Annotated in this window: 24 protein-coding genes; 14 read left to right on the top strand and 10 right to left on the bottom strand. The window is 66.3% G+C overall.

Annotated features, from left to right (window positions below; translation table 11 throughout):
* Window positions 1–56 precede the first annotated feature (56 nt).
* Entirely contained in the window at window positions 57–2,087 is a 2,031-nt protein-coding gene (locus tag O0J15_RS03850; RefSeq protein ID WP_308305107.1) for a M3 family metallopeptidase, read from the bottom strand.
* Window positions 2,088–2,252: 165 nt separating this feature from the next.
* Between O0J15_RS03850 and O0J15_RS03845 the strand changes: the two genes are divergently transcribed.
* Window positions 2,253–2,657 (top strand): hypothetical protein, encoded by a 405-nt coding sequence (locus O0J15_RS03845; RefSeq protein ID WP_005419475.1) that lies wholly within the window; start codon window positions 2,253–2,255, stop codon window positions 2,655–2,657.
* Between the two features lie 47 nt (window positions 2,658–2,704).
* On the opposite strand, the gene O0J15_RS03840 is transcribed toward O0J15_RS03845, so the two are convergent.
* Window positions 2,705–3,817 (bottom strand): PLP-dependent cysteine synthase family protein, encoded by a 1,113-nt coding sequence (locus O0J15_RS03840; protein WP_019660717.1) that lies wholly within the window; start codon window positions 3,815–3,817, stop codon window positions 2,705–2,707.
* Between the two features lie 126 nt (window positions 3,818–3,943).
* On the opposite strand from O0J15_RS03840, the gene gloA reads away from it, so the two are divergent.
* Together gloA and O0J15_RS03830 are read left to right on the top strand one after the other, a co-directional pair.
* Window positions 3,944–4,462 (top strand): lactoylglutathione lyase, encoded by a 519-nt coding sequence (gloA, locus tag O0J15_RS03835; RefSeq protein WP_019660718.1) that lies wholly within the window; start codon window positions 3,944–3,946, stop codon window positions 4,460–4,462.
* A gap of 124 nt (window positions 4,463–4,586) precedes the next feature.
* Complete coding sequence (locus O0J15_RS03830) at window positions 4,587–5,015, top strand: VOC family protein (RefSeq protein WP_019660719.1); 429 nt, start codon at window positions 4,587–4,589, stop codon at window positions 5,013–5,015.
* A gap of 67 nt (window positions 5,016–5,082) precedes the next feature.
* On the opposite strand, the gene O0J15_RS03825 is transcribed toward O0J15_RS03830, so the two are convergent.
* Complete coding sequence (locus tag O0J15_RS03825; protein ID WP_014648481.1) at window positions 5,083–5,514, bottom strand: CBS domain-containing protein; 432 nt, start codon at window positions 5,512–5,514, stop codon at window positions 5,083–5,085.
* A 445-nt stretch (window positions 5,515–5,959) separates the two neighbouring features.
* Complete coding sequence (gene glmS, locus O0J15_RS03820) at window positions 5,960–7,798, bottom strand: glutamine--fructose-6-phosphate transaminase (isomerizing) (RefSeq protein ID WP_019660720.1); 1,839 nt, start codon at window positions 7,796–7,798, stop codon at window positions 5,960–5,962.
* Window positions 7,799–8,001: 203 nt separating this feature from the next.
* On the opposite strand from glmS, the gene O0J15_RS03815 reads away from it, so the two are divergent.
* The 7 genes from O0J15_RS03815 to O0J15_RS03785 all read left to right on the top strand — a co-directional run bounded on the left by O0J15_RS03815 (window position 8,002) and on the right by O0J15_RS03785 (window position 15,791).
* Entirely contained in the window at window positions 8,002–9,279 is a 1,278-nt protein-coding gene (locus O0J15_RS03815; protein ID WP_308305106.1) for an efflux RND transporter periplasmic adaptor subunit, read from the top strand.
* Between the two features lie 35 nt (window positions 9,280–9,314).
* Complete coding sequence (locus tag O0J15_RS03810) at window positions 9,315–10,040, top strand: ABC transporter ATP-binding protein (RefSeq protein WP_010481339.1); 726 nt, start codon at window positions 9,315–9,317, stop codon at window positions 10,038–10,040.
* A gap of 10 nt (window positions 10,041–10,050) precedes the next feature.
* The gene (locus tag O0J15_RS03805) at window positions 10,051–11,349 is read left to right on the top strand and encodes an ABC transporter permease (protein WP_134735355.1); all 1,299 of its coding nucleotides are present in this window, start codon (window positions 10,051–10,053) and stop codon (window positions 11,347–11,349) included.
* 20 nt (window positions 11,350–11,369) lie between these two features.
* Window positions 11,370–12,587: an FtsX-like permease family protein gene (locus tag O0J15_RS03800; protein WP_134735356.1), complete on the top strand. Its 1,218-nt coding sequence runs from the start codon at window positions 11,370–11,372 to the stop codon at window positions 12,585–12,587.
* Window positions 12,588–12,603: 16 nt separating this feature from the next.
* Window positions 12,604–12,972, top strand: a complete 369-nt coding sequence (locus O0J15_RS03795) for a PDZ domain-containing protein (RefSeq protein WP_031270494.1) — start codon at window positions 12,604–12,606, stop codon at window positions 12,970–12,972.
* Between the two features lie 123 nt (window positions 12,973–13,095).
* Complete coding sequence (locus O0J15_RS03790; RefSeq protein ID WP_308305105.1) at window positions 13,096–14,442, top strand: sigma-54 dependent transcriptional regulator; 1,347 nt, start codon at window positions 13,096–13,098, stop codon at window positions 14,440–14,442.
* Window positions 14,439–15,791: a PAS domain-containing sensor histidine kinase gene (locus O0J15_RS03785; RefSeq protein WP_019660726.1), complete on the top strand. Its 1,353-nt coding sequence runs from the start codon at window positions 14,439–14,441 to the stop codon at window positions 15,789–15,791. The genes O0J15_RS03790 and O0J15_RS03785 overlap by 4 nt, the downstream gene beginning before the upstream one ends.
* A gap of 68 nt (window positions 15,792–15,859) precedes the next feature.
* On the opposite strand, the gene O0J15_RS03780 is transcribed toward O0J15_RS03785, so the two are convergent.
* Window positions 15,860–16,393, bottom strand: coding sequence for a GNAT family N-acetyltransferase (locus O0J15_RS03780; RefSeq protein WP_053497585.1), 534 nt, complete (start codon window positions 16,391–16,393; stop codon window positions 15,860–15,862).
* Complete coding sequence (gene glmU / locus O0J15_RS03775; RefSeq protein ID WP_308305104.1) at window positions 16,362–17,729, bottom strand: bifunctional UDP-N-acetylglucosamine diphosphorylase/glucosamine-1-phosphate N-acetyltransferase GlmU; 1,368 nt, start codon at window positions 17,727–17,729, stop codon at window positions 16,362–16,364. Before glmU ends, O0J15_RS03780 begins: the two co-directional genes overlap by 32 nt.
* Before the next feature lie 209 nt (window positions 17,730–17,938).
* On the opposite strand from glmU, the gene O0J15_RS03770 reads away from it, so the two are divergent.
* From O0J15_RS03770 to O0J15_RS03755, 4 genes are read left to right on the top strand one after another with little or no spacing between them, the layout of a single operon-like run.
* The gene (locus O0J15_RS03770; RefSeq protein ID WP_308305103.1) at window positions 17,939–19,810 is read left to right on the top strand and encodes a hypothetical protein; all 1,872 of its coding nucleotides are present in this window, start codon (window positions 17,939–17,941) and stop codon (window positions 19,808–19,810) included.
* On the top strand, window positions 19,807–19,974 hold the full coding sequence (locus tag O0J15_RS03765) for a hypothetical protein (RefSeq protein ID WP_227854087.1): 168 nt from the start codon (window positions 19,807–19,809) through the stop codon (window positions 19,972–19,974). The genes O0J15_RS03770 and O0J15_RS03765 overlap by 4 nt, the downstream gene beginning before the upstream one ends.
* A gap of 14 nt (window positions 19,975–19,988) precedes the next feature.
* Window positions 19,989–20,831, top strand: a complete 843-nt coding sequence (locus tag O0J15_RS03760; RefSeq protein WP_308305102.1) for a glycosyltransferase — start codon at window positions 19,989–19,991, stop codon at window positions 20,829–20,831.
* Entirely contained in the window at window positions 20,828–21,211 is a 384-nt protein-coding gene (locus tag O0J15_RS03755) for a GtrA family protein (protein WP_155030157.1), read from the top strand. The genes O0J15_RS03760 and O0J15_RS03755 overlap by 4 nt, the downstream gene beginning before the upstream one ends.
* 233 nt (window positions 21,212–21,444) lie before the next feature.
* On the opposite strand, the gene O0J15_RS03750 is transcribed toward O0J15_RS03755, so the two are convergent.
* From O0J15_RS03750 to atpA, 4 genes are all read right to left on the bottom strand, one after another.
* Window positions 21,445–21,867, bottom strand: coding sequence for a F0F1 ATP synthase subunit epsilon (locus O0J15_RS03750; RefSeq protein ID WP_005419509.1), 423 nt, complete (start codon window positions 21,865–21,867; stop codon window positions 21,445–21,447).
* Window positions 21,868–21,980: 113 nt separating this feature from the next.
* Window positions 21,981–23,387: a F0F1 ATP synthase subunit beta gene (atpD, locus tag O0J15_RS03745; RefSeq protein ID WP_005419510.1), complete on the bottom strand. Its 1,407-nt coding sequence runs from the start codon at window positions 23,385–23,387 to the stop codon at window positions 21,981–21,983.
* A gap of 37 nt (window positions 23,388–23,424) precedes the next feature.
* Window positions 23,425–24,288 (bottom strand): F0F1 ATP synthase subunit gamma, encoded by an 864-nt coding sequence (gene atpG, locus O0J15_RS03740; RefSeq protein ID WP_005411129.1) that lies wholly within the window; start codon window positions 24,286–24,288, stop codon window positions 23,425–23,427.
* A 97-nt stretch (window positions 24,289–24,385) separates the two neighbouring features.
* Window positions 24,386–25,933 carry a F0F1 ATP synthase subunit alpha gene (atpA, locus tag O0J15_RS03735; RefSeq protein ID WP_005419511.1) on the bottom strand — a complete coding sequence of 516 codons (1,548 nt, stop codon included), beginning with the start codon at window positions 25,931–25,933 and terminating at the stop codon, window positions 24,386–24,388.
* Between the last annotated feature and the right edge of the window lie 26 nt (window positions 25,934–25,959).

Below are 25,959 nucleotides of genomic sequence, written 5' to 3'. Positions count from 1 at the left end.
ACGCCATGCGTGGAGGGCGGTGAAGTGCCAACCAAGGTTGGCACCTACCCGACGCCTTACGCCATGCCCGAGTGACGCAGCAGCGCGTCAATCTGCGGTGCACGGCCGCGGAAAGCCCTGAAGTTCTCCGCCGCCTGGCGGCTGCCACCGCGCGACAGGATCTCATCACGGAAGCGTGCACCGGTTTCCGCCAGTGCCTGTGGCGCTTCCTCGAACGCGGCATAGGCGTCGGCGCTGAGCACCTCGGCCCACTTGTAGCTGTAGTAGCCCGCGGCGTAACCGCCCGCAAAGATGTGGCTGAACTGGTGCGGGAAGCGGTTCCAGGCCGGCGGGTGGTTCACCGCCACTTCCGCCCGCACGCGGTCGAGCAGCGCCAGCACGCTGTCCTGCGCTGGCTCGAACTGGCTGTGCAGCAGCATGTCGAACAGGCCGAACTCCAGCTGGCGGACGGTGGCCATGCCGCTGTGGAAGTTGCGCGCGGCCAGCATGCGCTCGTACAGCGTGCGCGGCAGCGGCTCGCCACTGTCCACGTGCGCGGTCATCGCCTGCAGGTGGTCCCATTCCCAGCAGAAGTTCTCCATGAACTGGCTGGGCAGCTCAACCGCATCCCATTCCACGCCGTTGATGCCGGCCACGCCCAGTTCGCCGATGCGGGTCAGCAGCTGGTGCAGTCCGTGGCCCATCTCATGGAACAGCGTGGTCACTTCGTTGTGGCTGAAGGTGGCCGGCTTGCCGTTGGCACCCCGGCCGAAGTTGCACACCAGGTAGACCAGCGGCGTCTGCACGCTGCCGTCGGCGCGCACGCGACGGTTGCGGCAATCATCCATCCACGCCCCGCCGCGCTTGCCCTCGCGTGCGTACAGGTCCAGGTAGAACTGGCCGACCAGCGCGCCCTGCGCATCGACCAGGCGGAAGAAGCGCACGTCTTCGTGCCAGACCGGCGCGCTGTCCTCCTGCACATGCAGGCCATACAGCTGCTCGATCACCGAGAACAGGCCGCCCAGCACCTTCGGCTCGGTGAAATACTGCTTCACCTCCTGCTCGGAATAGCTGTAACGCGCCTGCTTCAGGCGGTCGGCGGCGAACGCCAGGTCCCAGGCCTGCAGGGCATCGATGCCCAGCTGCTCGCGTGCGAACTGCTCCAGCTCGGCGCGGTCCCTGGCGGCGAACGGCTTGGCGCGCGAGGCCAGGTCACGCAGGAAACCGAGCACTTCGGCCGGGTCCTGCGCCATCTTGGTCGCCACCGAGTAATGGCCGTACGAATCGAAGCCGAGCAACGCAGCCAGTTCGGCGCGCAGGGCCAGGATGCGGTCGATGTTGCCGCTGTTGTCCAGTGCGTCATCGCCGAATTCGGACGCACGCTGGGCGCTGGCGCGGTACAGGATCTCGCGCAGGTCGCGGTCCTCGCCCCAGGTCTGCACCGGCAGGTAGCACGGCATCTGCAGGGTCAGTTTCCAGCCGGCCTTGCCGTCCTTCCGTGCTGCGGCATGCGCGGTGGCCTTCACGTCTTCCGGCAGGCCCTTCAGCCGCGCTTCGTCTTCGATGATCAGCGACCAGGCATCGGTAGCGTCGAGCACGTTCTGCGAGAACTTCGCCGACAGCGCCGACAGTTCTTCCTTGATCGCAGCAAAACGCTGCTGCGCCTCGGGCGCCAGCTCGGCGCCGCCCAGGCGGAAGTCGCGCAGGGTGTTGTCCAGCACCTTGCGCTGGGCTTCATCGAAATGCGCCGTCTCCGGGCTGGCGGCCAGCGCCTGGTACTGGCGGTAAAGCGCCAGGTTCTGCCCCAGCGCACTGGCGAAGCGGGTCACCCGCGGCAGGTTGCTGTTGTAGGCCTCGCGCAGCTCCGGGGTGTTGACCACGCCCTGCAGGTGGCCGACCAGGCCCCAGGCGCGCCACAGTCGCTCGGTCGCGTCGTCCAACGGGGTGACGAAGGTCTCCCAACGCACCGGCTGCACCTGCTCGGCCGCGCTGACGGCGGCTTCGGCCTCGGCCAGCAGCACATCCAGCGCCGGCGCGACGTGCTCGGGGCGGATCGCCTCGAAGCGCGGCAGGCCGGAAAAATCGAGCAGGGGGTTGGCAACGGTCACGGCAGATCTCCAGGATACGGGCCCGGCACCCGGGCAGCCCTCCAGATATGGCGCTGCCGGGCGCGGCTGACAAGGGGGCACGGCATTCACATCGGCCTTACGCGCGCCCCCCGAAGCTCTGGATGCGGGGGAGTCCGCAGCGGCACGTACCGAACGAGGCCCCACATGGAAGGTCTGGCTGCAGTTGCATCCGCCTCACCGGCGCGGTCGCTGGCACTGTCTGCCAGCGCGGCCGAACTGGCCTGGATCGCCGCGCTGTGCGATGCCGGCGACGACGCCCCGCGCCACCTGCAGCAGTTGCAGGCGGTGCTGCAGCAGGGCGGCACGTTCAATGAAAGCCAGGAGTGGTACCCGTTCGAAGTGGTCGAGCGCGGCGCCAGCCAGCTGCAGCTGGGCCATGAGCGCGAGTTCGTGATCTGCGTGCTGCTGTGGTTGCAGGCATTGGCCCAGGGCCGCGCCAGCATCCTGGATCCCACCCTGCACCTGGATGACCGCGCGATGGACATCGAGGCCTTGCCCGATGCACTGCGCGACGCGGTACTCGACGCCTTCACCGCAGCGGGTTACTGAGACACCGTCGCGGACGCCGACATGGCCCGGCGACAACGTCGGCCGTCCTACAACGCTTCCAGGCTGCACCACGGCAATTCGGGCAGTCCCTGCCCGGCCACCGCAGCGGCCAGCTGTGCGTCGGCGCCGTCGACATCAATGCCCTGGCGCGCGTACCACGCCGGATCGTAGTAGCTCTGCGCATAGCGCTCGCCGCTGTCGCACAGGATGCTGACGATGCTGCCCTGGTGGCCCGCTTCGCGCATCCACTGCGCCGCCTGCAGCACGCCGATGAAGTTGGTGCCGGTGGAGCCACCGACGCGTCGGCCGAGCTGGCGGCTGACATGGCGCATCGCAGCCAGGCTCAGCGCGTCGGGTACCTTGACCATCGCATCGACGCTGGTCGGGATGAAGCTCGGCTCCACCCTTGGCCGGCCGATGCCTTCCACGCGCGAACCACCACTGCAGGTCAGGTCGCGCCAGTCCTGTTCACCGGCCACGGCGGCCCGGTAGCCGTCGAAGAACACCGACACTTCCGGGTCCGCACACAGGATGCGGGTGTCGTGGCGGCGGTAGCTGACATAGCGGCCCAGGGTGGCGGCGGTGCCGCCGGTGCCGGGGCTGCACACGATCCATTCCGGAACCGGGCTGGGCTCTTCGGCCATCTGCTTGAAGATGGACTCGGCGATGTTGTTGTTGGCACGCCAGTCGGTCGCGCGCTCAGCGTAGGTGAACTGGTCCATGAAGTGGCCACCGGTTTCACGGGCCAGCTTTTCCGAATCACAGTTGAGGTCGCAGGCGCGTTCGACCAGGTGGCAGCGGCCGCCTTGGAACTCGATCGCGGCGATCTTTTCAGGCGAGGTGGTGGCCGGGATCACCGCAATGAACGGCAGGCCGAGCAGGCGCGCGAAATAGGCTTCGGACACCGCCGTCGAGCCGCTGGACGCTTCGATCACCGGTCGCCCTTCGCGCAGCCAGCCATTGGCCAGCGCATACAGGAACAGCGAGCGCGCCAGCCGGTGCTTGAGGCTGCCGGTGGGATGGCTCGACTCATCCTTCAGGTACACATCGATGCCCTCGAACCCGGGCAGCGCCAGCGGGATCAGGTGGGTATCGGCGGAGCGGTTGAAATCGGCTTCAATCTTGCGGATGGCGGCGGCCACCCATTCACGCTGCGACATGGCGGGCAATCGTTGTCAGGACGGAACGGTGCGATCCGGCCATTGTACGTCGCGGTACCGTCAGGTGCTGGCCGGTAGAATGCCCCCATCCGGCCGGCAACGGCCCTGTCTGAAGGACCTCCCCCCATGACCATTCCCGCCCTGCGCGATGTCCCCGGCGTCGCCGCCCAGGCCCCGGCCGAAACCACCGGCTTCGTGTTCAACCACACCATGCTGCGGGTGAAGGACATCACCGCCTCGCTGGACTTCTACACCCGCGTGCTCGGCTACCAGCTGATCGACAAGCGCGACTTCCCCGAGGCCCAGTTCAGCCTGTACTTCCTGGCCTACCTCCCGGCCGGCGTGGTGGTACCGGAAGACGACAGCCAGCGCCGCCTGTGGATGGCCGGCCTGCCGGGCGTGCTGGAACTGACCCACAACCACGGCACCGAAACCCAGGACGGCGCGGTCTACCACGACGGCAACAGCGACCCGCGCGGCTTCGGCCACATCTGCGTGTCGGTGCCGGACATCGAGGCGGCCTGCCAGCGCTTCGAGGACCTCGGGGTAACCTTCCAGAAGCGGCTGACCGACGGCCGCATGAAGAACCTGGCCTTCATCAAGGACCCGGACGGCTACTGGGTCGAGATCATCGCCAACGTCTGACCCGGAAAGGGGCACAATTCCGGTAGCGCCGGGCCATGCCCGGCGGCCTTGAGCAGGCCGCGCTGCGCGCTCGCCGGGCACGGCCCGGCGCTACCGACTCCGTCCCCTTTTTGAAGAGGTTCGTATGGAAACGATGGAACTGCACCGTGGCCGCCTGATCGACCACATCCAGCTGGTGGTGCGCGACCTGGCCGCCAGCCGCCGCTTCTACCAGGCAGTGTTCGATACGATCGGCATCCCACTCGGCGGCGAAGGGCCGGACTTCTTCTGGGCCGACGAGCTGTTCATTTCCAGCGCCAGCAGCCGTGCCGCCGCCGGCCAGCTGACCGGCCGCCATCATCTCGCCTTCCAGGCCCGCGACAGCGCCACGGTCGATGCCTTCCACACCGCTGCCATCGCCGCCGGTGGCACAGACAACGGCGCACCGGGCGAGCGCCCCTACCACCCGGGCTACTACGGCGCCTTCGTGCTCGACCCCGATGGCAACAACATCGAAGTGGTCTACCACGGCCCGGCGAACTACAGTGCCGACTCGGTGAAGGTGACGTTCTGACTTCACCGACGCCGTGAACGAAGAAGCCGGGCAATGCCCGGCTTCTCTGTTTCCAGCGCTGCAGCCCTCAGTGGGCGGCCATGTAGATGTCCTGCAGCACGGCCTTTTCCAGTTCCAGCTCGCCCAGCAGGTTCTTCACGATATCGCCCAGGCTGAGGATGCCGACCAGCTGGTTGCCGTCGGTCACCATCAGGTGACGGCGACGCGAGTATGTCATCAGCGACATGGCCTGCTTCAGCGTGGCGTCCGGCGCAATGCCCTCCAGGCCCGTGGACGGCAGGCTGGAAATCACCCGGCGGCCGGCCTGCGGGCCATCATCGGCCAGGGTGCGCACGATGTCCTTCTCGGAGATGATGCCGACCGGGGCATCGTCCTTCATCACCACCAGCGCAGCGATCCTGTTCGCGCTCATCTTGTGGGCGGCGGCACCGATGGTGTCTTCGGCATCGATGGTGATGACAGCTTCTTTCTTGGATTGCAGGAGTTCGCGGACGTTCATTCTTGTTTCCTGGTGCAGGTCACTGAAGTCAAAAAAGTGTGCTCTTCCGATACGCCCCCTCCCCGGGAACAGACCTTTCAGCGCACGTCTGGCGCACCCGTCTGCCGCATGGGAGGCATCGGCAGACGACGTGCTGCAACGCGAACGAGGTGGGGGTTCAACCGCTCAACCCGGACCTCGGTCAAATCGATTCTACGACTGCGACCATCGGTCACTACCGGCATCGATAGGACAGTTCGTCATGGGAACCAGCTGACGATCCAGAGAATGGCACCGCGGCTGAAACCGCCGCTGAATACAAGCGCAGTTGCGCATTAAAGATTGATTGCCCGCTGCCGACAGCGGACAGAACACCCGGCGGCAATCCCACTTCGCACTGTCCGGCCAAACGAAAGGGCCCACGCGGGGCCCCTTCGCTTGCAGCATCCAACCGGAGCGATGGGTATTACTCCACCGTCACGCTCTTGGCCAGGTTGCGCGGCTTGTCCACGTCGGTGCCGCGTGCCAGCGCAGTGTGGTAGGCCAGCAGCTGCACCGGGATGGTGTGCACGATCGGGCTGAGCACGCCGGCGTGGCGCGGGGTGCGAATCACGTGCACGCCTTCGGACGCGTTGAAGTTGCTGTCCTGGTCGGCGAACACGAACAGCTCGCCGCCACGCGCGCGCACTTCCTGCATGTTCGACTTCACCTTTTCCAGCAGGCTGTCGTTGGGGGCGATCACCACCACCGGCATATCCTCGTCCACCAGCGCCAGCGGACCATGCTTCAGCTCACCTGCCGGGTAGGCCTCGGCGTGGATGTAGGAAATCTCCTTGAGCTTGAGCGCGCCCTCCAGCGCGATCGGGTAATGCAGGCCACGGCCCAGGAACAGCGCATTGGACTTGCGCGCAAAGCGTTCGGCCCACGCCGCGATCTGCGGTTCCAGGTTCAGCGCGTGCTGCACGCTGCCCGGCAGGAAGCGCAGCTGCTCCAGGTAATCCGCTTCCTGCGCCGCGTCGATGCGGCCATGCAGCTTGCCCAGCACCACGGTCAACTGGAACAGCGCGGCCAGCTGGGTGGTGAAGGCCTTGGTCGAAGCCACGCCGATCTCGGCGCCGGCACGGGTGTAGCAGACCAGCTCGCTGGCGCGCGGAATCGCGCTTTCCGGCACGTTGCAGATCGACAGCGTGTGCTTGTGGCCAAGCGCCTTGGCGTACTTCAGTGCCTCCATCGTATCCAGCGTTTCGCCGGACTGGGAAATGGTCACGACCAGATGCTTCGGGTTCGCATAAGCGGCGCGGTAGCGGTACTCGCTGGCAATCTCCACGCTGCACGGCAGGCCGGCGATGGCCTCGATCCAGTAGCGCGCGGTCAGGCCTGCGTAGTAGCTGGTGCCGCAGGCGATGATCTGCACGCCTTCGATGCCCGACAGCACCGCCTCGGCGTTCTTGCCGAACAGCTCGGCCGGGAAGCCACCGGCGTCGATCGCCGCTTCGATGGTGTCGCCCAGCGCACGCGGCTGTTCGTGGATTTCCTTCTGCATGAAGTGGCGGTACGGACCCAGCTCCAGCGAGGCCAGCGACACATCGGACAGATGCACGTCGCGCTCGACCGGCTGGTCATGCTCGTCGAAGATGCGCACGCCATCGCGACGGATCTCGGCGGTGTCGCCCTCTTCCAGGAAGATCACCTTGCGGGTGGCCGAGATCACCGCCGAGACGTCGGAGGCGACGAAATTCTCGCCCTCGCCCAGGCCGATCAGCAGCGGGCAGCCCATGCGCGCGCAGACGAAGCGCTCCGGCTCGGCGCGGCTGACCACGGCCAGCGCATAGGCACCGGTCAGCTCTTTCACCGTGTGCTGCAGCGCCACCAGCAGGTCATCGCCGTCCTTCAGGTGGTGGTGGATGAGGTGGGCGATGACTTCGGTATCGGTCTGCGACTCGAAGGTGTAGCCCAGCGCACGCAGCTTCTCGCGCTGCTCCTCATGGTTCTCGATGATGCCGTTGTGCACCAGCGCCACGCCATGGCTGATATGCGGATGCGCGTTGGCCTCGGTGACACCACCGTGGGTGGCCCAGCGGGTGTGGCCGATGCCCAGCACCGCATTGAAGCCCTCTGCCTCGGCCGCGGTGGCCATTTCCGACACACGACCGGTACGACGCACGCGGCGTACATCGCGGCGCTCACCCTGGTCGACTACCGCAATACCCGAGGAATCGTAACCACGGTATTCAAGACGCTTCAGCCCCTCGATCAGTACCGGCACCACGTCGCGATCAGCGATCGCACCCACGATTCCACACATGTCACGCGTTTCCTTGAAGACGATCGGCGCATTCTAGCCCGCGCGTCCGGCGTCGCCCTCCTGTCCGCTTAATGAAAGTGTCCGGAAAGGTGTCCGCGGACACCCGGACACTTCGCCTCCTCATCCAACCTGTTGAACCAAAAGGAAATAAGGTTGGCACGCAACCTGCTTGGTACTGGTTACCACCGTCAGGCACGCATCCGATGATCCGCGACACCTCCGCACAGGACCAGATCGTTTCCACCGCCCCGGCCGGCACCTCCCGCGTGGCCTGGCACCGCTATCGCTGGCCGGCGCTGGGTGCCATCGCGCTGCTGGCCGGCATCGGCTGGGCGGTACATGCCTGGTCCAATGCCAGCCGCTCCTTCGACAGCAGCCGCGTGCGCATCGCCGAAGTGAAGCGCGGCGACCTGGTGCGCGACATCGCCGCCGACGGCCGCGTGATCGCCGCCAACAGCCCGATCCTGTATGCCATCTCGGCCGGTACCGTGGACCTGAAGGTGGTCGCCGGTGACGTGGTCAAGAAGGGCCAGGAGCTGGCGATCATCGACAGCCCGGAACTGCGCAGCAAGCTGGCCCAGGAACAGGCAACGCTGGCCGGGCTGGAAGCCGAGGCCAGCCGCGCCGCGCTGGACGCGACCCTGGCCCGCGCCAAGTCCCGCAAGGAAACCGACCAGGCCACCATCGAGCGTCAGGCCGCCGACCGTGACCTGCAGCGCTACCAGCGCGGCTACGACGGCGGCGCGGTACCGCAGATCGACCTGGCCAAGGCCAAGGATTCGCTGAAGAAAGCCGACATCGCCCTGGCCAACGCCACCACCGATGCGCGCCTGCAGAGCCAGGGCGCCGACCTGGATGCCCGCAACAAGCGCCTGCTGGCCGACCGCCAGAAAGCGGTGGTGGCCGAAGTGCAGCGCCAGGTCGATGCGCTGACGCTGCGCGCGCCCTTCGATGGCCAGGTTGGCCAGGTGCAGGCCGTGCAGTCCACCAACCTGGCCGCCAACGCGCCGGTGCTGGGCGTAGTCGACCTGTCCAAGTTCGAGGTCGAGATCAAGGTGCCGGAGAGCTTCGCCCGCGACCTGGCGATCGGCATGCCGGCCCAGCTGACCGGTGGCAACGGCCAGCCGTTCCCGGGCGAGATCAGCGCAGTATCGCCGGAAGTGGTCAACGGCGAGGTCAACGCCCGCGTGCGCTTTGCCAGCGCGCAGCCGGAAGGCCTGCGCCAGAGCCAGCGGATGTCGGTGCGCGTGCTGCTCGATACCCGCAAGGACGTGCTGAAGGTCGAGCGCGGCCCGTTCGTCGAACAGGGCAACGGCGTGGCCTACGTGATGGATGGCCGCACCGCCGTGCGCCGTCCAGTCGAACTGGGCGTCAGCAGCCTGGGCGAAGTGGAAATCAAGTCGGGTGTGCAACCGGGCGACCGCATCGTGGTCTCCGGCAGCGACCTGTTCAAGGACGCCGAACGCGTCTCCGTCAACTGATACCTGAACCCTGAATCCTGGAGAGAGGACACCCCATGTACATGCTCGAAATGCGTTCGGTCGCCAAGGTCTTCCGCACCGAACAGGTGGAAACCCACGCACTGCGCTCACTGGAACTGCAGGTCAAGGAAGGTGAGTTCGTCGCGGTCACCGGCCCGTCAGGCTCCGGCAAGACCACCTTCCTCAACATCGCCGGCCTGCTGGAAACCTTCACCAGTGGCACCTACATGCTGGACGGCCAGGACGTGAGCACGCTGGGCGATGATGCGCGCAGCCGCCTGCGCAACCAGAAGATCGGCTTCATCTTCCAGGGCTTCAACCTGATCCCCGACCTGAACCTGTTCGACAACGTCGACGTGCCGCTGCGCTATCGCAAGATGAGCGCCAACGAGCGCCGCGAACGCATCGAGAAGGCGCTGACCCAGGTCGGCCTCGGCTCGCGCATGAAGCACTACCCGAACGAGCTGTCCGGCGGCCAGCAGCAGCGCGCGGCGATCGCACGTGCCCTGGCAGGCAGCCCGCGCCTGCTGCTGGCCGACGAACCGACCGGCAACCTGGACACGCAGATGGCCCGCGGCGTGATGGAGCTGCTGGAGGAGATCAACGCTGCCGGCACCACCATCGTGATGGTCACCCACGATCCGGAACTGGCCGCGCGCGCACAGCGCAACGTGCACATCGTTGATGGCCAGGTCACCGATCTGGTGCGCGAGCCGGTGCTGGTCACGCCGCCGCGCCACATCGTCGCCGTCAACGAGTGAGGGCCCCACCATGTTCGCCTACTACGCCCGACTGGCGGTGCGCAGCTTCCGCCGCAACAAGGTCCTGACCGCGCTGATGGTGGTTGCCATCGCGCTCGGCATCGGCGCCTCGATGACCACCCTGACCGTGTTCCACGTGCTGTCCGGTGACCCGATTCCCGGCAAGAGCAACCGCCTGTTCTACGTCCAGCTCGACGCCGCGACCGGCGCCTACGTCGCCGGTGAGGAGCCGGAAACCCAGCTGACCCGCTTCGACGGTGAAGCCCTGCTGCGCGAAGCCAAGGGCGAGCGCCAGGCGCTGATGAGCGGAGGCGGCGGCACCATCGAACCGGACAACAGCACCCTCAAGCCCTTCAGCATCGACACCCGCTGGACCTCGGCCGACTTCTTCCCGATGTTCGAGGTGCCCATGCAGTACGGCCGCCCCTGGACGCGCGAGGACGATGAAGGCCGTGCGCGCGTGGTGGTCATCTCCAAGGCGCTCAATGACAAGCTGTACCAGGGCGCCAACAGCGTGGGCCGCGACCTGCGCATGGAAGGCCAGAGCTACCGCATCGTCGGCGTGATGAAGGAATGGAGCCCGGAGCCGCACTTCTACGACCTGACCACTGGCAGCTACGGCAAGAACGAAGACCTGCTGCTGCCGATCTCCACCTCCTTCGACCTGAAGCTGGGCAGCAACGGCAACATGAACTGCTTCGGCGAGAATCCGGACGGCAACAGCTACTCGCTCAACGCACCGTGCGCGTGGCTGCAGTACTGGGTGGAGATGGACCCGGCCAAGGCCGACGACTACCGCCGCTACCTGGAGAACTATTCGACCCAGCAGCGCGAGGCCGGCCGCTTCAAACACCCGCCGAACGTGCGCCTGCGCACCGTGATGGAGTGGCTGGACTTCAATGGCGCAGTGCCCAGCGACGTGCGCCTGCAGCTGTGGCTGGCACTGGGCTTCCTCGGCGTCTGCCTGGTCAACACGGTGGGCCTGCTGCTGGCCAAGTTCCTGCGTCGCAGCGGTGAGATCGGCGTGCGCCGCGCGCTCGGCGCCAGCCGCGGACAGATCTTCCTGCAATGCCTGGTGGAAGCCGGCGCGGTCGGCGTGGTCGGTGGCGTGCTGGGTATCGGCCTGGCCCTGCTCGGCCTGTTCGCGGTGCGCCAGCAACCGGTGGAATACGCCAAGCTGGCCCACCTGGACGGCAACATGCTGCTGCTCGCACTGGGCCTGACCCTGCTCGCCAGCGTCGCCGCCGGTTTCCTGCCCGCCTGGCGTGCGATGCAGGTCACCCCGGCCATCCAGCTCAAGTCGCAGTAAGCACCCGAACGAGGACTCCCATGGACATCCGCCCCATCCTCAGCACGCTGCGCCGGCACAAGACTGCCGCTGCCCTGATCGTGCTGGAAGTCGCACTGACCTGCGCCATCGTCTGCAACGCGCTGTTCCTGGTCAGCCAGCGCGTGGAGAAGATCAGCATGCCCAGCGGCATCGCCGAGAGCGAACTGGTGATGCTGCGCGTCAGTGGCATCGGCAAGCAGACCGACGCCATGGCCCGCACCCGCGAGGACCTGGCATCGCTGCGCGCGATTCCCGGCGTCAGCAACGTCACCATCATCAACCAGGTTCCCTTCCGCCACGGCTCCTCCAGCAGCAGCATCTCGCGCGAGGTCGACCAGGAACGGCCGACCACCAACGCCTCGATGTACACCCTGTCCGAGAACGGGCTGGCCACGATGGGCATCAACCTGATCGCCGGCCGCGATTTCCTGCCCGGCGAGTACCAGAACTTCGAAGACGCCAGCAAGGGGGGCGCCAAGGAAAACGCCATCCCGGTCATCCTCACCCAGGCCACCGCCGCCAAGATGGAACCCAACGGCAGCGCGCTGGGCAAGACCTACTACATGGGCAAGCAGCCGCTGCACGTGGTCGGCATCGTCGACACGCTGAGCACGCCCAACGGCTGGAATGACAACTGGACCAACTCGATGCTGCTGCCCATGCGGCGCACCTTCGACGAGGGTGGCACCTATGTGCTGCGCACTTCGCCGGAACGCCGCCAGGAGGTGCTTGATGCGGGGGCTGCTGTACTGGAGCGCAACGACCCCAACCGGCTGATGCGCGACAAGCTGACCTATGAAGACCAGCGCAAGGACTTCTTCAAGAACGACCGCGCGATGGTTGGCCTGCTGATCACCGTCAGCGTCTCGCTGCTGGTGGTCACCGCACTGGGCATCATCGGCCTGGCCAGCTTCTGGGTGCAGCAGCGCAGCAAGCAGATCGGCATTCGCCGCGCACTCGGTGCCACCCGCGGGCAGATCCTGCGCTACTTCCAGACCGAGAACTTCCTGCTGGCCTCGCTGGGCATCGTGCTGGGCATGCTGGCGGCCTACGCGATCAATCTGGCACTGATGAACCTGTACGAGCTGCCACGCATGCCCCTGTACTACCTGCCGCTGGGCGCGCTGCTGCTGTGGGTGCTGGGCCAGGTCGCGGTGTTCGGGCCGGCCCGGCGCGCGGCAGCGGTCCCGCCCGCAGTTGCCACGCGGGGCGCGTGAGATGCGTGCCTGCCGGATGCTGTTGATGGCACTGCTGCCACTGCCGGCGCTGGCCGGCGGTGGCAGCTCGCAGACGCTGGAATGGCGCCAGGATGATGCCCGCCTGGCGCTGCGCTCGACCGAGGGCCAGGTACGGGTGGAAGCCGCGCGTCCGGAAGCCCGCTTCGGCGTGCGCAGCGGCGACCGCATCCTGCGCCTGGACGATACGGCTGTGCGGCGCATCGAGCATCTTGCCGATGCGCTGCGGCATTCCAGTGCCCCGACTGCGTACCTGTTGCTGCGCCGCGACAAACGCGAGCTCACCGTCCCGGTGGACGCCACCTCGTGGCGGCTGGCGCTGGTCGCTCCGCCACCGCCGCCACCGCCGCCACCAGCGCGGCGCTGAAACCAGCCCGCCCTCGTCGCCGCGGCTTTGGCTATGCTTGATGGGTGGCGCCGGGCTCTCCCGGCGTATGGATACGAACACGGCTCCATCGGCGCCGCCCATCCCTTTCTGCAGAACTGCTTGATGCCTTCGATCCTGATCATCGACGACAACGCCAGCGTGGGCACCGCGCTGGACGTGCTGTTCTCCCTGCATGACATCGACACCCTGCAGGCGCAGAGCCCGGCCGAAGGGCTGGCCCTGCTCGAGTCGCAGCCGGTTGATCTGGTGATCCAGGACATGAATTTCAGCGAGGACACCACCTCCGGCGAGGAGGGCGAAGCGCTGTTCGCACAGATCCGCGCGCGCCACCCGGACCTGCCGGTGATCCTGCTCACCGCCTGGACCCACCTGAGCAGCGCGGTGGACCTGGTCAAGGCCGGTGCCGCCGACTACCTGGCCAAGCCCTGGGACGACCGCAAGCTGCTGACCACGGTCAACAACCTGCTCGAGCTGTCCGAGGCACGCCGCGAGCTGGACCGGCGGCGCGCGCGTGAGCTGCGGCAGCGCAACACGCTGGAAGAGAAGTACAAGCTCTGTGGCGCGGTCTTTGCAGATCCGGCCAGCGAGCGCGTCATCGCGCTCGCCTGCCAGGTCGCGCGCTCCGAACTGCCGGTGCTGATCACCGGTCCCAACGGCGCTGGCAAGGAGAAGATCGCGCAGATCATCCAGGCCAACTCGCTGGTGGCCAAGGGCCCGTTCATCACGGTCAACTGCGGCGCATTGCCGTCGGAACTGATCGAAGCCGAACTGTTCGGTGCCGAGGCCGGTGCGTACACCGGCGCCAACAAGGCACGCGAAGGCAAGTTCGAGGCCGCCGATGGTGGCACCCTGTTCCTGGATGAGATCGGCAACCTGTCGCTGGGCGGGCAGATGAAGCTGCTGCGTGTGCTGGAAACCGGCCGCTTCGAGCGTCTTGGCTCCAATCGCGAGCGCCAGGTCAAAGTCCGCGTGGTCAGTGCGACCAATGCCGACCTGCCGGCGATGATCCGCGACGGCACCTTCCGCGAAGACCTGTACTACCGCCTCAATACGGTGGAACTGGTACTGCCACCATTGGCCGAACGCCCGGGCGACATCGTGCCGCTGGCCGAGCGCTTCCTGACCGCCGGCAAGCCGCTGTCCAGCGCCGCCACCGCGGCCCTGCAACGGCATCCCTGGCCCGGCAACGTGCGCGAACTGCGCAACGTGATCCAGCGCGCCGAGCTGCTGGCGACCGGCAACCGCATCGAAGTGACCGACCTGAACCTGCCGCGTGCCGCACCTGCTTCGCGACCGGCGCCCAGTGCCGGCAATGATCCTGACCGTGCGCGCATCGAGGATGTGCTGGCGCGCAACCACGGCGTCATCGCCCAGGCCGCCGCCGAACTCGGCCTGAGCCGCCAGGCACTGTACCGGCGCATGGACCGGCACGGCATCCCACGCGAATGAAGCGGCGTTCGTTCACCTTCCGCCTGTTCCTGCGCCTGCTGCCGGTGCTGGCGCTGGCCGCCGCGTTGCCGTGGCTGCTGGCGTACTGGATGGACCACGGCTGGGTTGTGACCACCGTGTCGGCACTGATCCTGCTGTCGCTGATGTGGTGGACGCTGCGCCGTGCCACCGCCCCCGTGCGGTCACTGATGCGGGCCCTGGCGGGCACCACCAGCAGCTATCGCGACGGCGAATACAACTTCGGCGTGCACTGGCCCGGCAATGACGAGCTCGGCGACCTGGTGCAGGCACACCGCGAACTGGGTGATGTACTGCGTGCACAGCGGCAGGGCCTGGTGCAACGCGAGCTGCTGCTGGACACAATGGTGCAGAACACGCCGGTGGCGATGCTGCTGATCGCCTCCGGCGGCGATGGCATCGCCCGCGTGGTGTTCTCCAACTTGGCCGCGCGCAAGTTGCTGCATGGCGGCTGGAAGCTGGAAGGACAGCGCCTGGAGGACGTGCTGGAACAGGTGCCGGTGGAACTGCGCGATGCCATCGCCCGCGGCGGCGACAGCCTGTTCGCGGTGCATGCGGAAGGCGAAGACAGCGACGAGGATGACGAACAGGTCTATCACCTCTCACGTCGTTCTTTCCACCTCAATGGCCGTCCGCACGACCTGTTGCTGGTACGCCTGCTCACCGCCGAGCTGCGCCGCCAGGAAGTGCAGACGTGGAAGAAGGTGATCCGGGTGATCAGCCATGAGCTGAACAACTCACTGGCACCGATCGCTTCGCTGGCACACTCCGGCGGCGTGCTGGTGCAGCGCGAGCGCTTCGATCGGCTGCCGGAGATCTTCACCACCATCGAAGACCGGGCGCGCCATCTGGAAGGTTTCATTCGCGGCTATGCGCGTTTTGCCAAGCTGCCGCAGCCGCAGTTGCAGACCGTGCACTGGGCCCCCTTCCTGTCCAGCCTGCGCCAGCAGATTCCGTTCACCATGGAGCGCGAGCCGGACGAGGAACTGAGCAGCCGCATCGACATCGCGCAGTTCGGGCAGGCGTTGTTGAACCTGTTGAAGAACGCGCATGAGGCCGGCGCCGAAGCCGATCCGCCCAATGATGACGTGCAGGTGCAGCTGACGCGGTTGCCGCAATGGCTGCGCCTGGATGTGCTGGACCGTGGCAAGGGCATGAACGAGCAGGTGCTGCAGAACGCGCTGATGCCGTTCTATTCCACCAAGCGCAACGGCACCGGGCTGGGGCTGGCGTTGACCCGCGAGATCGTGGAGGCGCACGGCGGGCGTGTGTCACTGCAGAATCGTGGCGATGGCGGGTTGTGCGTCTCGATCCTGCTGCCGGTGGGGTGAGTTGCCGACTTGGCTCGGTCTGTCAGTAGAGCCACGCCATGCGTGGATGTGCCGACCAGGGTCGGCACCTACCAGACCTGCCGCATCGCCACCCGCAGATGCATTGGAAATCCCAGCGCGGCCTCTTCGGCCATCACCGCGCGCAGGCCCTCGCTCCACTGCGCCTCGGGCACTACCTCGAACCCTTCGCTGGCGTAGAAGGCTGCATTCCACGGCACATCGCTCAAGGTGGTCAGCACCGCTGCAGCAAAGCCGGTGGCCCTGGCCTGCGCCAAGGCATGCCGCAGCAATGCACGGCCATGGCCACGACGCGCGTGCGCTGGATCCACATCCATCTGCAGGACATGGAACTCGCCTGCCAGGTCGCCGGCCAGCAGGTAGCCGGCAACACCGCCGGCGGCGCCATCCACCACCCACAGCTGCCCACGCTCAAGGCCTTCCTGCAGCGTCGGCAGGTCCAGGCCGTGGCTGGCAAACACCGGATAGGCCTCGTGACCCCTCAGCAGTTCGCCGGCACGTTGTTCGATCGCCGGCAGCACACCCAGCTCATCGGTGCGCGGAACCCGTGGCTCAGGACTTCTTGACCGGGCGCTTCCAGCCATCGATGGTTTCCTGTCGTGCACGTGCCAGCGTCAGCTTGCCGTCCGGCGCGGTGCGGGTGATGACCGACCCGGCAGCGATGGTCGCGCCCTCGCCGATGGTGATCGGTGCCACCAGCGAGCTGTTGGAGCCGATGAAGGCGTTGTCGCCGATGGTGGTGGTCGACTTGTTCACGCCATCGTAGTTGCAGGTGATGGTGCCGGCACCGATGTTCACCCTGCTGCCGATCACCGCGTCGCCCAGATAGGTGAGGTGGTTGGCCTTGCTGCCCACACCGAGGGTGACCTTCTTGGTCTCGACGAAGTTGCCGACGTGCACGCCATCGGCCAGCACGGTGCCCGGGCGCAGCCGTGCGAACGGGCCAATCTGCGCAGCGCCTTCGGTGACCACGCCGTCCAGATCACAGTGCGCACGCACTTCGGTGCCTGGCCCCAGGTTGACGTCCTTCAGCCTGTTGAACGGGCCTACGGTGACGCCGTCACCGAGCACGATGTTGCCTTCAAGGACAACGTCGACATCGATCAGCACATCGCTGCCCACGGTGACGGTGCCACGGATATCCAGGCGTGCCGGGTCGCGCACGCGCGCGCCCTGTGCGCACAGTGCACGCACCGCACGGCGCTGCCAGGCGCGCTCCAGCTGCGACAGCTGCCAGGGATCATTTGCCCCCTCGGCCTCCTGCGCATCGGCGACCAGCGCCATCTCGGCCGGGGTGTACTCGTTCGCGGCGAACGCGAACACGTCAGTGAGGTAATACTCGCCCTGGGCGTTGCTGTTGGACAGCTGCGACAGCCAGCGGCGCAGCGCGGTCGACTCGGCGGCGATGATGCCGGTATTGATCGTGCGCACGCGCAGCTGGTCGTCAGTGGCGTCCTTCTGCTCGACGATGGAGCCGACCTTGCCCTCCGCATCGCGCAGCACGCGGCCGTAACCGGTCGGGTCATCGAGCTCGGCCACCAGCACCGCCAGGCGCCCCGGCTCCGACAGCAGGTGGCGCAGGGTCTGCGCACGGATCAGCGGCACATCGCCGTACAGCACCAGCACCTGCGCCGCATCGGGCACCTGCGGCATCGCCTGCGCCACGGCGTGGCCGGTGCCGAGCTGCTGCGCCTGTTCGGCCCACAGCAGGTCGGGCTGGTCGGCGAAATGCTGGCGGACGGCTTCCCCGCCGTGCCCATACACCACGTGGATGGCGGCCGGCTGCAGTTCGCGCGCTGCGGCGATCACGTGGGCCAGCATCGGCTGGCCCGCTATCGGCTGCAGCACCTTGGGCAACACGGATTTCATGCGCTTTCCAGCACCGGCGGCGAGGATGATGACGTGCAGGGCTTGGCTCATGGAATATCCGGGCAGCAACGAACTGTGAACTGGCTGCTAGCATAGCCGACGCGTTCCCCTGTGCTGCGTGAACCATGCCTGTCATCCACAGTCGATTCCCGAATCTGCTTCCGTGGCTGGGCGCAGCCCTGCTCGTCCTTGGGCTGTGTACTACCCCCCTGGCGCGCAGCATCCCCTGGAGCCGCTTCGCCGAACTTGTGGAGATCGGCTTGTTCGCGTGCGGCGCTGGCGTACTACTGAAGCGCTGGCGCCACTGGTCGATGGCCAGCGTTCTGGGCGTGCTGTGGTTGCTGCTACTGCCTGTATTCGCTGGTGTGCTGGCTTTCCTGTCTGCGCTGTTGATGCTGCTGGCTGCAGCCGCCATCGGTACAACGTTGTTCGCGCAACGCGCGCTGGCGCTGCAGGCATGCGCAGGCCTGCTGGTGATGGCCGCGGTACTGGGCTGGACGCTGCTGCTGCCGATCCATTACCGATGGATCTACCTGCTGGCCTGCCTGGCATTGGTGGCCTGGCGCCGCGCCACACTGCGGTCCGCGCTGCGGGCCGCGGCCACGCAATGGCGGCATGCAGTGGCCGCTGCACCGCGTAGCGCAGCCTTTGCCGTGCTCGTGCTTGGTCTGGCCAGCACGGCCTGCTGGCTGCCGACCCTGCAGTATGACGACCTGACCTATCACCTGCGGCTGCCGTGGCAGTTGATGGAACTCGGGGTGTACCAGCCTGCGCCAGAACACCAGATCTGGGCACTGGCGCCGTGGGCAACCGATGTGATCCATGCGATTCCGCAGCTGCTGTCTGGTGCTGAAGCACGCGGCCCGGTCAATGCATTCTGGCTGCTGGCACTGGGCGCTGCTGCGTGGCACCTGGCTGCACAACTGGGGGCGGGCGGGCAGTCGCGCTGGCTCGCCGTTGCCATGGTAGCCAGCCTGCCGCTGACCGCGGGCCTGGCCGGCGGCATGCAGACCGAATTGCCAACGGCAGCAGTACTGCTGTGGATGTGTGCACTGGCCGCAGCCCCGCGGGATACCCGTCTTTCCAGCTGGCTGCTGCTGGCGGTACTGGCGGGTGGGCTGCTGGCAATCAAGACCATGGGTGCGCTCATGGCGCTGCCGGTACTGCTATGGGCCCTGGTCCGCCATCCGTGGCCGTCGCTGCCACGAATCGTACTGGTGGCGCTGGTCGGCCTGCTGGTGGGCGCGTCCAGTTACGCCTACGCCACTTGGATCGCCGGCAACCCGGTGCTGCCGCTGTTCAACGGCATCTTCCATTCGCCGTACTACGCACCCGTCAACTTCCTTGATGCCACCTACAGCGTCGGCTTCGGCGCCAACCTGCCGTGGATGCTCACGTTTCATTCCTCGCGCTACTTCGAGTCGCAGGATGGCGCGGCAGGCGTGGCGCTGGTCGGCCTGGCGGGCCTGTGGCTGCTGGCACTGCTGCGCCCGTCCACGCGCGCGGCGACACTGGTGGCAACAGCCGTACTGGTGCTGCCGCTGTTGCCTGTGCAGTACCTGCGCTATGCCTACCCGGGCATGGTCCTGCTGTCTGTCGTGGCCGTTGCGGCGCTGGGTGCCGGCGCCCCGCGTCGGCCGCTGCTGGTACTGCTGGTCACGATCTGCGTGCTGAACGTCAGCCTGCAATCGACCGGCTACTGGATGATGCGCAGCGGTGCATTGAAGGACACGTTGAAGGCCGCTGGCCGCGACGAGCCCCTGTTCCAGCGCTTCACCCCCGAACGCTCGCTGGCAGCGGGCGTTCGCGCGTCGCCCGATGATGGACGCAATGTCCTGGTACTGGACCCTGCCGCCCCCTACTTCGCCGAGTTCGGCAGCCGTGGCCGCAGTGTTGCCTGGTACGCGCCCTCGCTGCAGGCGGCGGCAGCGGTCGCCGAACACGATGCCAGCGGCCAGCGGTGGCTGGCAGTGCTGCGGGGCATGCAGGCCGGGCACATCATTCTCAACACCCGTAACCTGACGGCGCCGCAACGCGCGGCACTGCAGTTGGCCGGGGCGGAACTGCGGGGCGAGGCAGGCGATCGCCAGTGGTGGTATCTTCCCGCCGCCATGGAGCTCCCCGCAGAATGAGTACGTCCACGCTCTCCACGCCAACGCCAGACAAGGGTTCCGCCGCGATGCCGCGCATTGCCGTGGTGATTCCCTGCTACCGCGTGCGGGCGCATGTCATGCAGGTCATTGCCGGCATCGGCGCCGAAGTGGGCTGGATCATCGCCGTGGCAGCGGCGCGATGATCCGCGACTGATGCATGGATCCACGCGTCACCGTCATCGAACACGCGCAGGACCAGGGCGTTGGCGGCGCAACGATGACCGGATACATGCATGCGCTGCAGGCGCCTGCAGAGGTGGTCATCAAGCTTGATGGCGATGGCCAGATGGACCCCGCGCAGGTGCTGCGCTTCGCCAGCCCGCCTCTCTCCGGCCACGCCGACTACGCCAAGGGCAATCGCTTTCATCGTGTGGGTTTCCTGCCGGGGATGCCTTGGGTACGACTTGCCAGCAACGCCGCGTTGTCGTTCCTGACCAAGCTCTCCAGCGGTTACTGGCAGATCGCCGATCCCACCAACGGGTACACCGCTGTACGCAGCGAGCTGCTGCACGAGCTGGAACTGGAGCGCATTGCGAAGCGCTATTTCTTCGAATCGGATCTTCCATACCACCTCAACCAAGCACGCGCGGTCGTGGTTGACGTTCCCATGCGCGCGCACTACAAGGATGAAACCAGCAGCCTTCGCCCCGCACGCATCCTCGGTCCTTTCATGCTCGGCCACCTTCGCAATACCGCGCGCCGCATCCTCTACAGCTACGTCACTCGTGGGTTCTCACTGGCCAGTGTGCAACTGCTGCTGGGCAGCCTGCTTCTGGTTGCCGGCTCCGTTTTCGGCCTGTGGCACTGGCTGGTGTCGATGCAAAGCGGGGTACCAGCCACCGCTGGCACCGTGATGGCGGCTGGCCTGCCGATCATAGTGGGCGTGCAGATGCTGATGTCATGGCTGAATTTCGATGTGGCGAGCGAACCCCGGCAGGCTGCGCACCGGCTGTTGGCAGATGTGCAGGCTTACCAGCGCGGCGGCGGATCGACGCGATGACGTTGTTCCGCCAGGGAAGCACCTATCTCGTCATCGGGCTCGTGCAGCTGCTGGTCGATTGGCTGGTGTTCGTGGCCGCCAGCGCGCTGGGCATGCCGGTCGCGCCGGCCAATATCACCGGCCGCTTGGCCGGCATGCTGCTGGGCTTCTGGCTCAACGGCCGCTACACCTTTGCCGAGGCCGGTGCCCGCAAGCTGGGATGGAAGCGATTCGCACGCTTCTTCGGGCTGTGGCTGCTGCTGACGGCAGCGAGCACGCTGCTGGTCAGCCTGGTCGACCAGGCGTTGGGCCTGCAGTACACGTGGCTGGCCAAGCCGCTGGTGGAAGGCGGGCTGGCCTGCGTGTCGTTCCTGTTGATGCGCTACGTGGTGTATCGCTGAGACGGGGCGGGATCCGGGATGCCGGATCGGGATCGGGATCGGGATCGGGATCGGCATCCGCATCGGCATCGGTAGAGTCGACTGTCAGTCGACTGCTCTTCCATCAGGCCGCGAAATCCCGCGCTGCGCGCGGTAGTCGACTAACAGTCGACTCTACCCAGTCGGCGCTGCCCCGCCAGCACAAACAAGAACGCCGGCACAGGGCCGGCGTTCTCGTGGGTGCAGCGCGAACCTCAGTGCTTGAGATTCTTGCGCAGGCGTTCCAGTGCCTGCAGCTGGACGACGGCCTCGGCCAGCTTCTGCTGGGCTTCGGCCACTTCCATCGCTTCGCCGCGGTTGGCCAGGATGCGTTCGGCTTCTTCCTTGGCCTTGCGGACCGAGGCTTCGTCGATGTCCTGCGCGCGGATCGCGGTGTCGGCCAGCACGGTCACCACCTGCGGCTGCACTTCCAGGATACCGCCGGAGATGGCGAAATCCAGCTGCTCGCCATTCGGCGTGGTCACCACCACCTTGCCCGGCTTCAGGCGGGTGATCAGCGGCGCGTGCTTGGGCGCGATGCCCAGTTCGCCCAGCTCACCGGTGGCCACGACCAGGGTCGCTTCGCCACGGAAGATTTCCTGCTCGGCGCTGACGATGTCGCAACGGATCGTGCTCATGCAAATCTCTTCGCTGTTCGCGGCGGCGCAATGCCACCGTGGGGGTCCACCGGCGCGGGCGGTTGCCCGGCGCCGGCGTCAGGTCGGGCAGGATCGCTCCCGCCCGTCCCGGATCAGGCCTTCTCGGCCATCTTCTTGGCCTTCTCGACCGCTTCTTCGATGCCGCCGACCATGTAGAACGCCTGCTCCGGCAGGTGGTCGTACTCGCCATCGACGATGGCCTTGAAGCCACGGATGGTGTCCTTCAGCGGCACGTACTTGCCCGGCGAACCGGTGAACACTTCGGCCACGTGGAACGGCTGGCTGAAGAAGCGCTCGATCTTACGGGCGCGCGACACGGCCTGCTTGTCCTCTTCGGACAGTTCGTCCATGCCCAGGATCGCGATGATGTCCTTCAGTTCCTTGTACTTCTGCAGGGTCTGCTGGACGCGCTGGGCGGTGTCGTAGTGCTCGTGGCCGATGACCAGCGGGTCCATCTGGCGGCTGGTGGAGTCCAGCGGATCGACGGCCGGGTAGATACCCAGCGAGGCGATCGAACGCGACAGGGTGACGGTCGAGTCCAGGTGGGCGAAGGTGGTCGCCGGCGACGGGTCGGTCAGGTCGTCCGCGGGAACGTAGACGGCCTGGATCGAGGTGATCGAGCCGTTCTTGGTGGAGGTGATGCGCTCCTGCAGGACGCCCATTTCCTCGGCCAGGGTCGGCTGGTAACCCACCGCGGACGGCATACGGCCCAGCAGTGCCGACACTTCGGTACCGGCCAGGGTGTAGCGGTAGATGTTGTCGACGAACAGCAGGACGTCCTTGCCCTTGCCGTTTTCGTCCTTCTCGTCGCGGAAGTACTCGGCCATGGTCAGGCCGGTCAGCGCGACGCGCAGACGGTTGCCCGGCGGCTCGTTCATCTGGCCGTACACCATCGCCACCTTGTCCAGGACGTTGGAGTCCTTCATTTCGTGGTAGAAGTCGTTGCCCTCACGGGTACGCTCACCCACGCCGGCGAACACGGACAGGCCGCTGTGCGCCTTGGCGATGTTGTTGATCAGCTCCATCATGTTGACGGTCTTGCCGACGCCGGCGCCGCCGAACAGGCCGACCTTGCCGCCCTTGGCGAACGGGCACATCAGGTCGATGACCTTGATGCCGGTTTCCAGCAGCTCGGTGGCCGGGGACTGGTCTTCATACGACGGCGCAGCGCGGTGGATTTCCCAGTTGTCGCTGGCAGCGACCGGGCCGGCTTCGTCGATCGGACGGCCCAGCACGTCCATGATGCGGCCCAGGGTGCCGGCACCGACCGGCACCGAGATGCCGCGGCCGGTGTTGACGGCAACCAGGTTGCGCTTCAGGCCGTCGGTGGAACCGAGGGCGATGGTACGCACCACGCCGTCGCCCAGCTGCTGCTGGACTTCGAGGGTGATCTCGGTGTTTTCCACCTTCAGTGCGTCGTACACCTTCGGCACCGATTCACGCGGGAATTCGACGTCGACGACCGCGCCGATGATCTGAACGATCTTGCCCTGACTCATTGCTGCATCCTCTAATGTGTGCTTTGAACGAACGCGGTCAGACTGCTGCCGCGCCGCCGACGATTTCGGAGATTTCCTGGGTGATCGCTGCCTGGCGCGCCTTGTTGTAGACGAGCTGCAGGGTGCCGATCAGCTTGTTGGCGTTGTCGCTCGCCGCCTTCATCGCAACCATGCGTGCGGCATGCTCGGAGGCGACGTTTTCCAGCAGTGCCTGGTACACCAGCGACTCGATGTAACGCGTCATCACGTGCTCCAGCACGGTCGCGGCATCGGGTTCGTACAGGTAATCCCAGTCGTGGTGAGCGACCTGCTTCTCAGCCGGCGGCAGCGGCAGCAGCTGATCGAAGCTGGCCTTCTGCACCATGGTGTTCACGAAGCGGTTGTACACCAGGTACACGCGGTCGATCTTGCCTTCGGTGAAGGCGTCGAGCATGACCTTGATCACACCGATCAGCGATTCCAGCTTCGGCACGTCGCCGATGTGGGTCACGCTGCCGACCATGTTGACCTTCACGCGGCGGAAGAAGGTCGAAGCCTTCTGGCCGATGGTCACCAGGTCCACTTCGGCACCCTTGTCCTGCCATGCTTTGGCTTCGCCCAGCATCTTGCGGAACAGGTTGTTGTTCAGGCCGCCGGCCAGGCCGCGATCGGAGGAGATCACGATGAAACCGACCCGCTTGACCTGCTCGCGCTCGACCAGGAACGGATGCTGGTAGTCGGTGCTGGCCTGGGCCAGATGACCGATCACCTGCTTCATCGCCTGCGCGTACGGACGCGAGGTCTTCATCCGATCCTGCGCCTTGCGGATCTTGGAGGCCGAGACCATTTCCAGGGCGCGCGTCACCTTGCGGGTGTTCTGCACGCTCTTGATCTTGGTTTTGATTTCGCGTCCGCTTGCCATCTCTTGTTTCCCGTGGCGCGGGGCTGATGCCCCGCGTTGTTCAACCGTTTGTCATCTGGTCCAGCGGAGCCGGAGGCTCCGCTCTACAGGACCGCGATTACCAGCTGCCGGTGGTCTTGAACTCGGCGATGCCCTTCTTGAAGGCACCTTCGATGTCGTTGTCCCAACCGCCGGTGGCGTTGACCTTGCTGATCAGCTCGCCCTGGGTGTTGGCGAAGTGGGCGTGCAGGCCTTCTTCGAACGCCAGCAGCTTGTTGACCGGCACGTCGTCCAGGTAACCCTCGTTGACGGCGTAGATCGACAGCGCCTGGTTGGCGATCGACATCGGCGCGTACTGCTTCTGCTTCATCAGCTCGGTGACGCGCTGGCCACGCTCCAGCTGCTTGCGGGTCGCTTCGTCCAGGTCCGAGGCGAACTGCGCGAAGGCAGCCAGCTCACGGTACTGGGCCAGCGAGATACGGATACCGCCCGACAGCTTCTTGATGATCTTGGTCTGGGCCGAGCCACCGACGCGCGACACCGAGATACCGGCGTTCACGGCCGGGCGGATGCCGGCGTTGAACAGGTCGGTTTCCAGGAAGATCTGGCCGTCGGTGATCGAGATCACGTTGGTCGGAACGAACGCGGACACGTCGCCGGCCTGGGTTTCGATGATCGGCAGCGCGGTCAGCGAACCGGTCTTGCCGGTGACCTTGCCTTCGGTGAACTTCTCGACGTACTCCTCGGACACGCGGGCAGCGCGCTCGAGCAGACGGGAGTGCAGGTAGAACACGTCACCCGGGTAGGCTTCACGGCCCGGCGGACGCTTCAGCAGCAGCGAGATCTGGCGGTAGGCGACGGCCTGCTTGGACAGATCGTCGTACACGATCAGCGCGTCTTCACCGCGGTCCATGAAGTACTCACCCATGGTGCAGCCCGAGTAGGCGCTGATGTACTGCATGGCAGCCGATTCGGAAGCGGTCGCGGCCACCACGATGGTGTGGGCCAGCGCGCCGTTCTCTTCCAGCTTGCGCACGATGTTGGCGATGGTCGACGCCTTCTGGCCGATCGCAACGTACACGCACTTGATGCCGGTGCCCTTCTGGTTGATCACCGCATCGATCGCCATGGCGGTCTTGCCGGTCTGGCGGTCACCGATGATCAGCTCGCGCTGGCCACGGCCGATCGGGATCATCGAGTCGACCGACTTGTAACCGGTCTGCACCGGCTGGTCGACCGACTTGCGCCAGATCACGCCCGGAGCAACGCGCTCCACCGGAGCGGTCAGGTCGGTGCCCAGCGGGCCCTTGCCGTCGATCGGCTCGCCCAGCGCGTTCACGACGCGGCCCAGCAGTTCCGGACCGACCGGCACTTCCAGGATGCGACCGGTGGTCTTGGCGACGTCGCCTTCGCGCAGGTGCTCGTAGTCACCCAGGACCACGGCGCCGACCGAGTCGCGCTCCAGGTTCAGGGCCAGTGCGAAGGTGTTGTTCGGCAGTTCGATCATTTCGCCCTGCATCACGTCGGCCAGACCGAAGATGCGCACGATGCCGTCGGACACGCTGGTCACGGTGCCTTCGTTGCGCGATTCCGCGGCCAGCTTGACCTTCTCGATGCGGTTCTTGATCAGTTCGCTGATTTCGGAGGGGTTGAGCGTGGTTGCCATCGTCAAGTCCTAGTGCCGGCAGCGGG

The organism is Stenotrophomonas sp. Sm10 (assembly GCF_030985515.1).
In the GTDB taxonomy this organism is placed as follows: Bacteria; Pseudomonadota; Gammaproteobacteria; order Xanthomonadales; family Xanthomonadaceae; genus Stenotrophomonas; species Stenotrophomonas hibiscicola.
The sequence above is the reverse complement of the archived record's forward strand: the minus strand, read 5'-3'. Positions and strand labels throughout refer to the sequence as shown.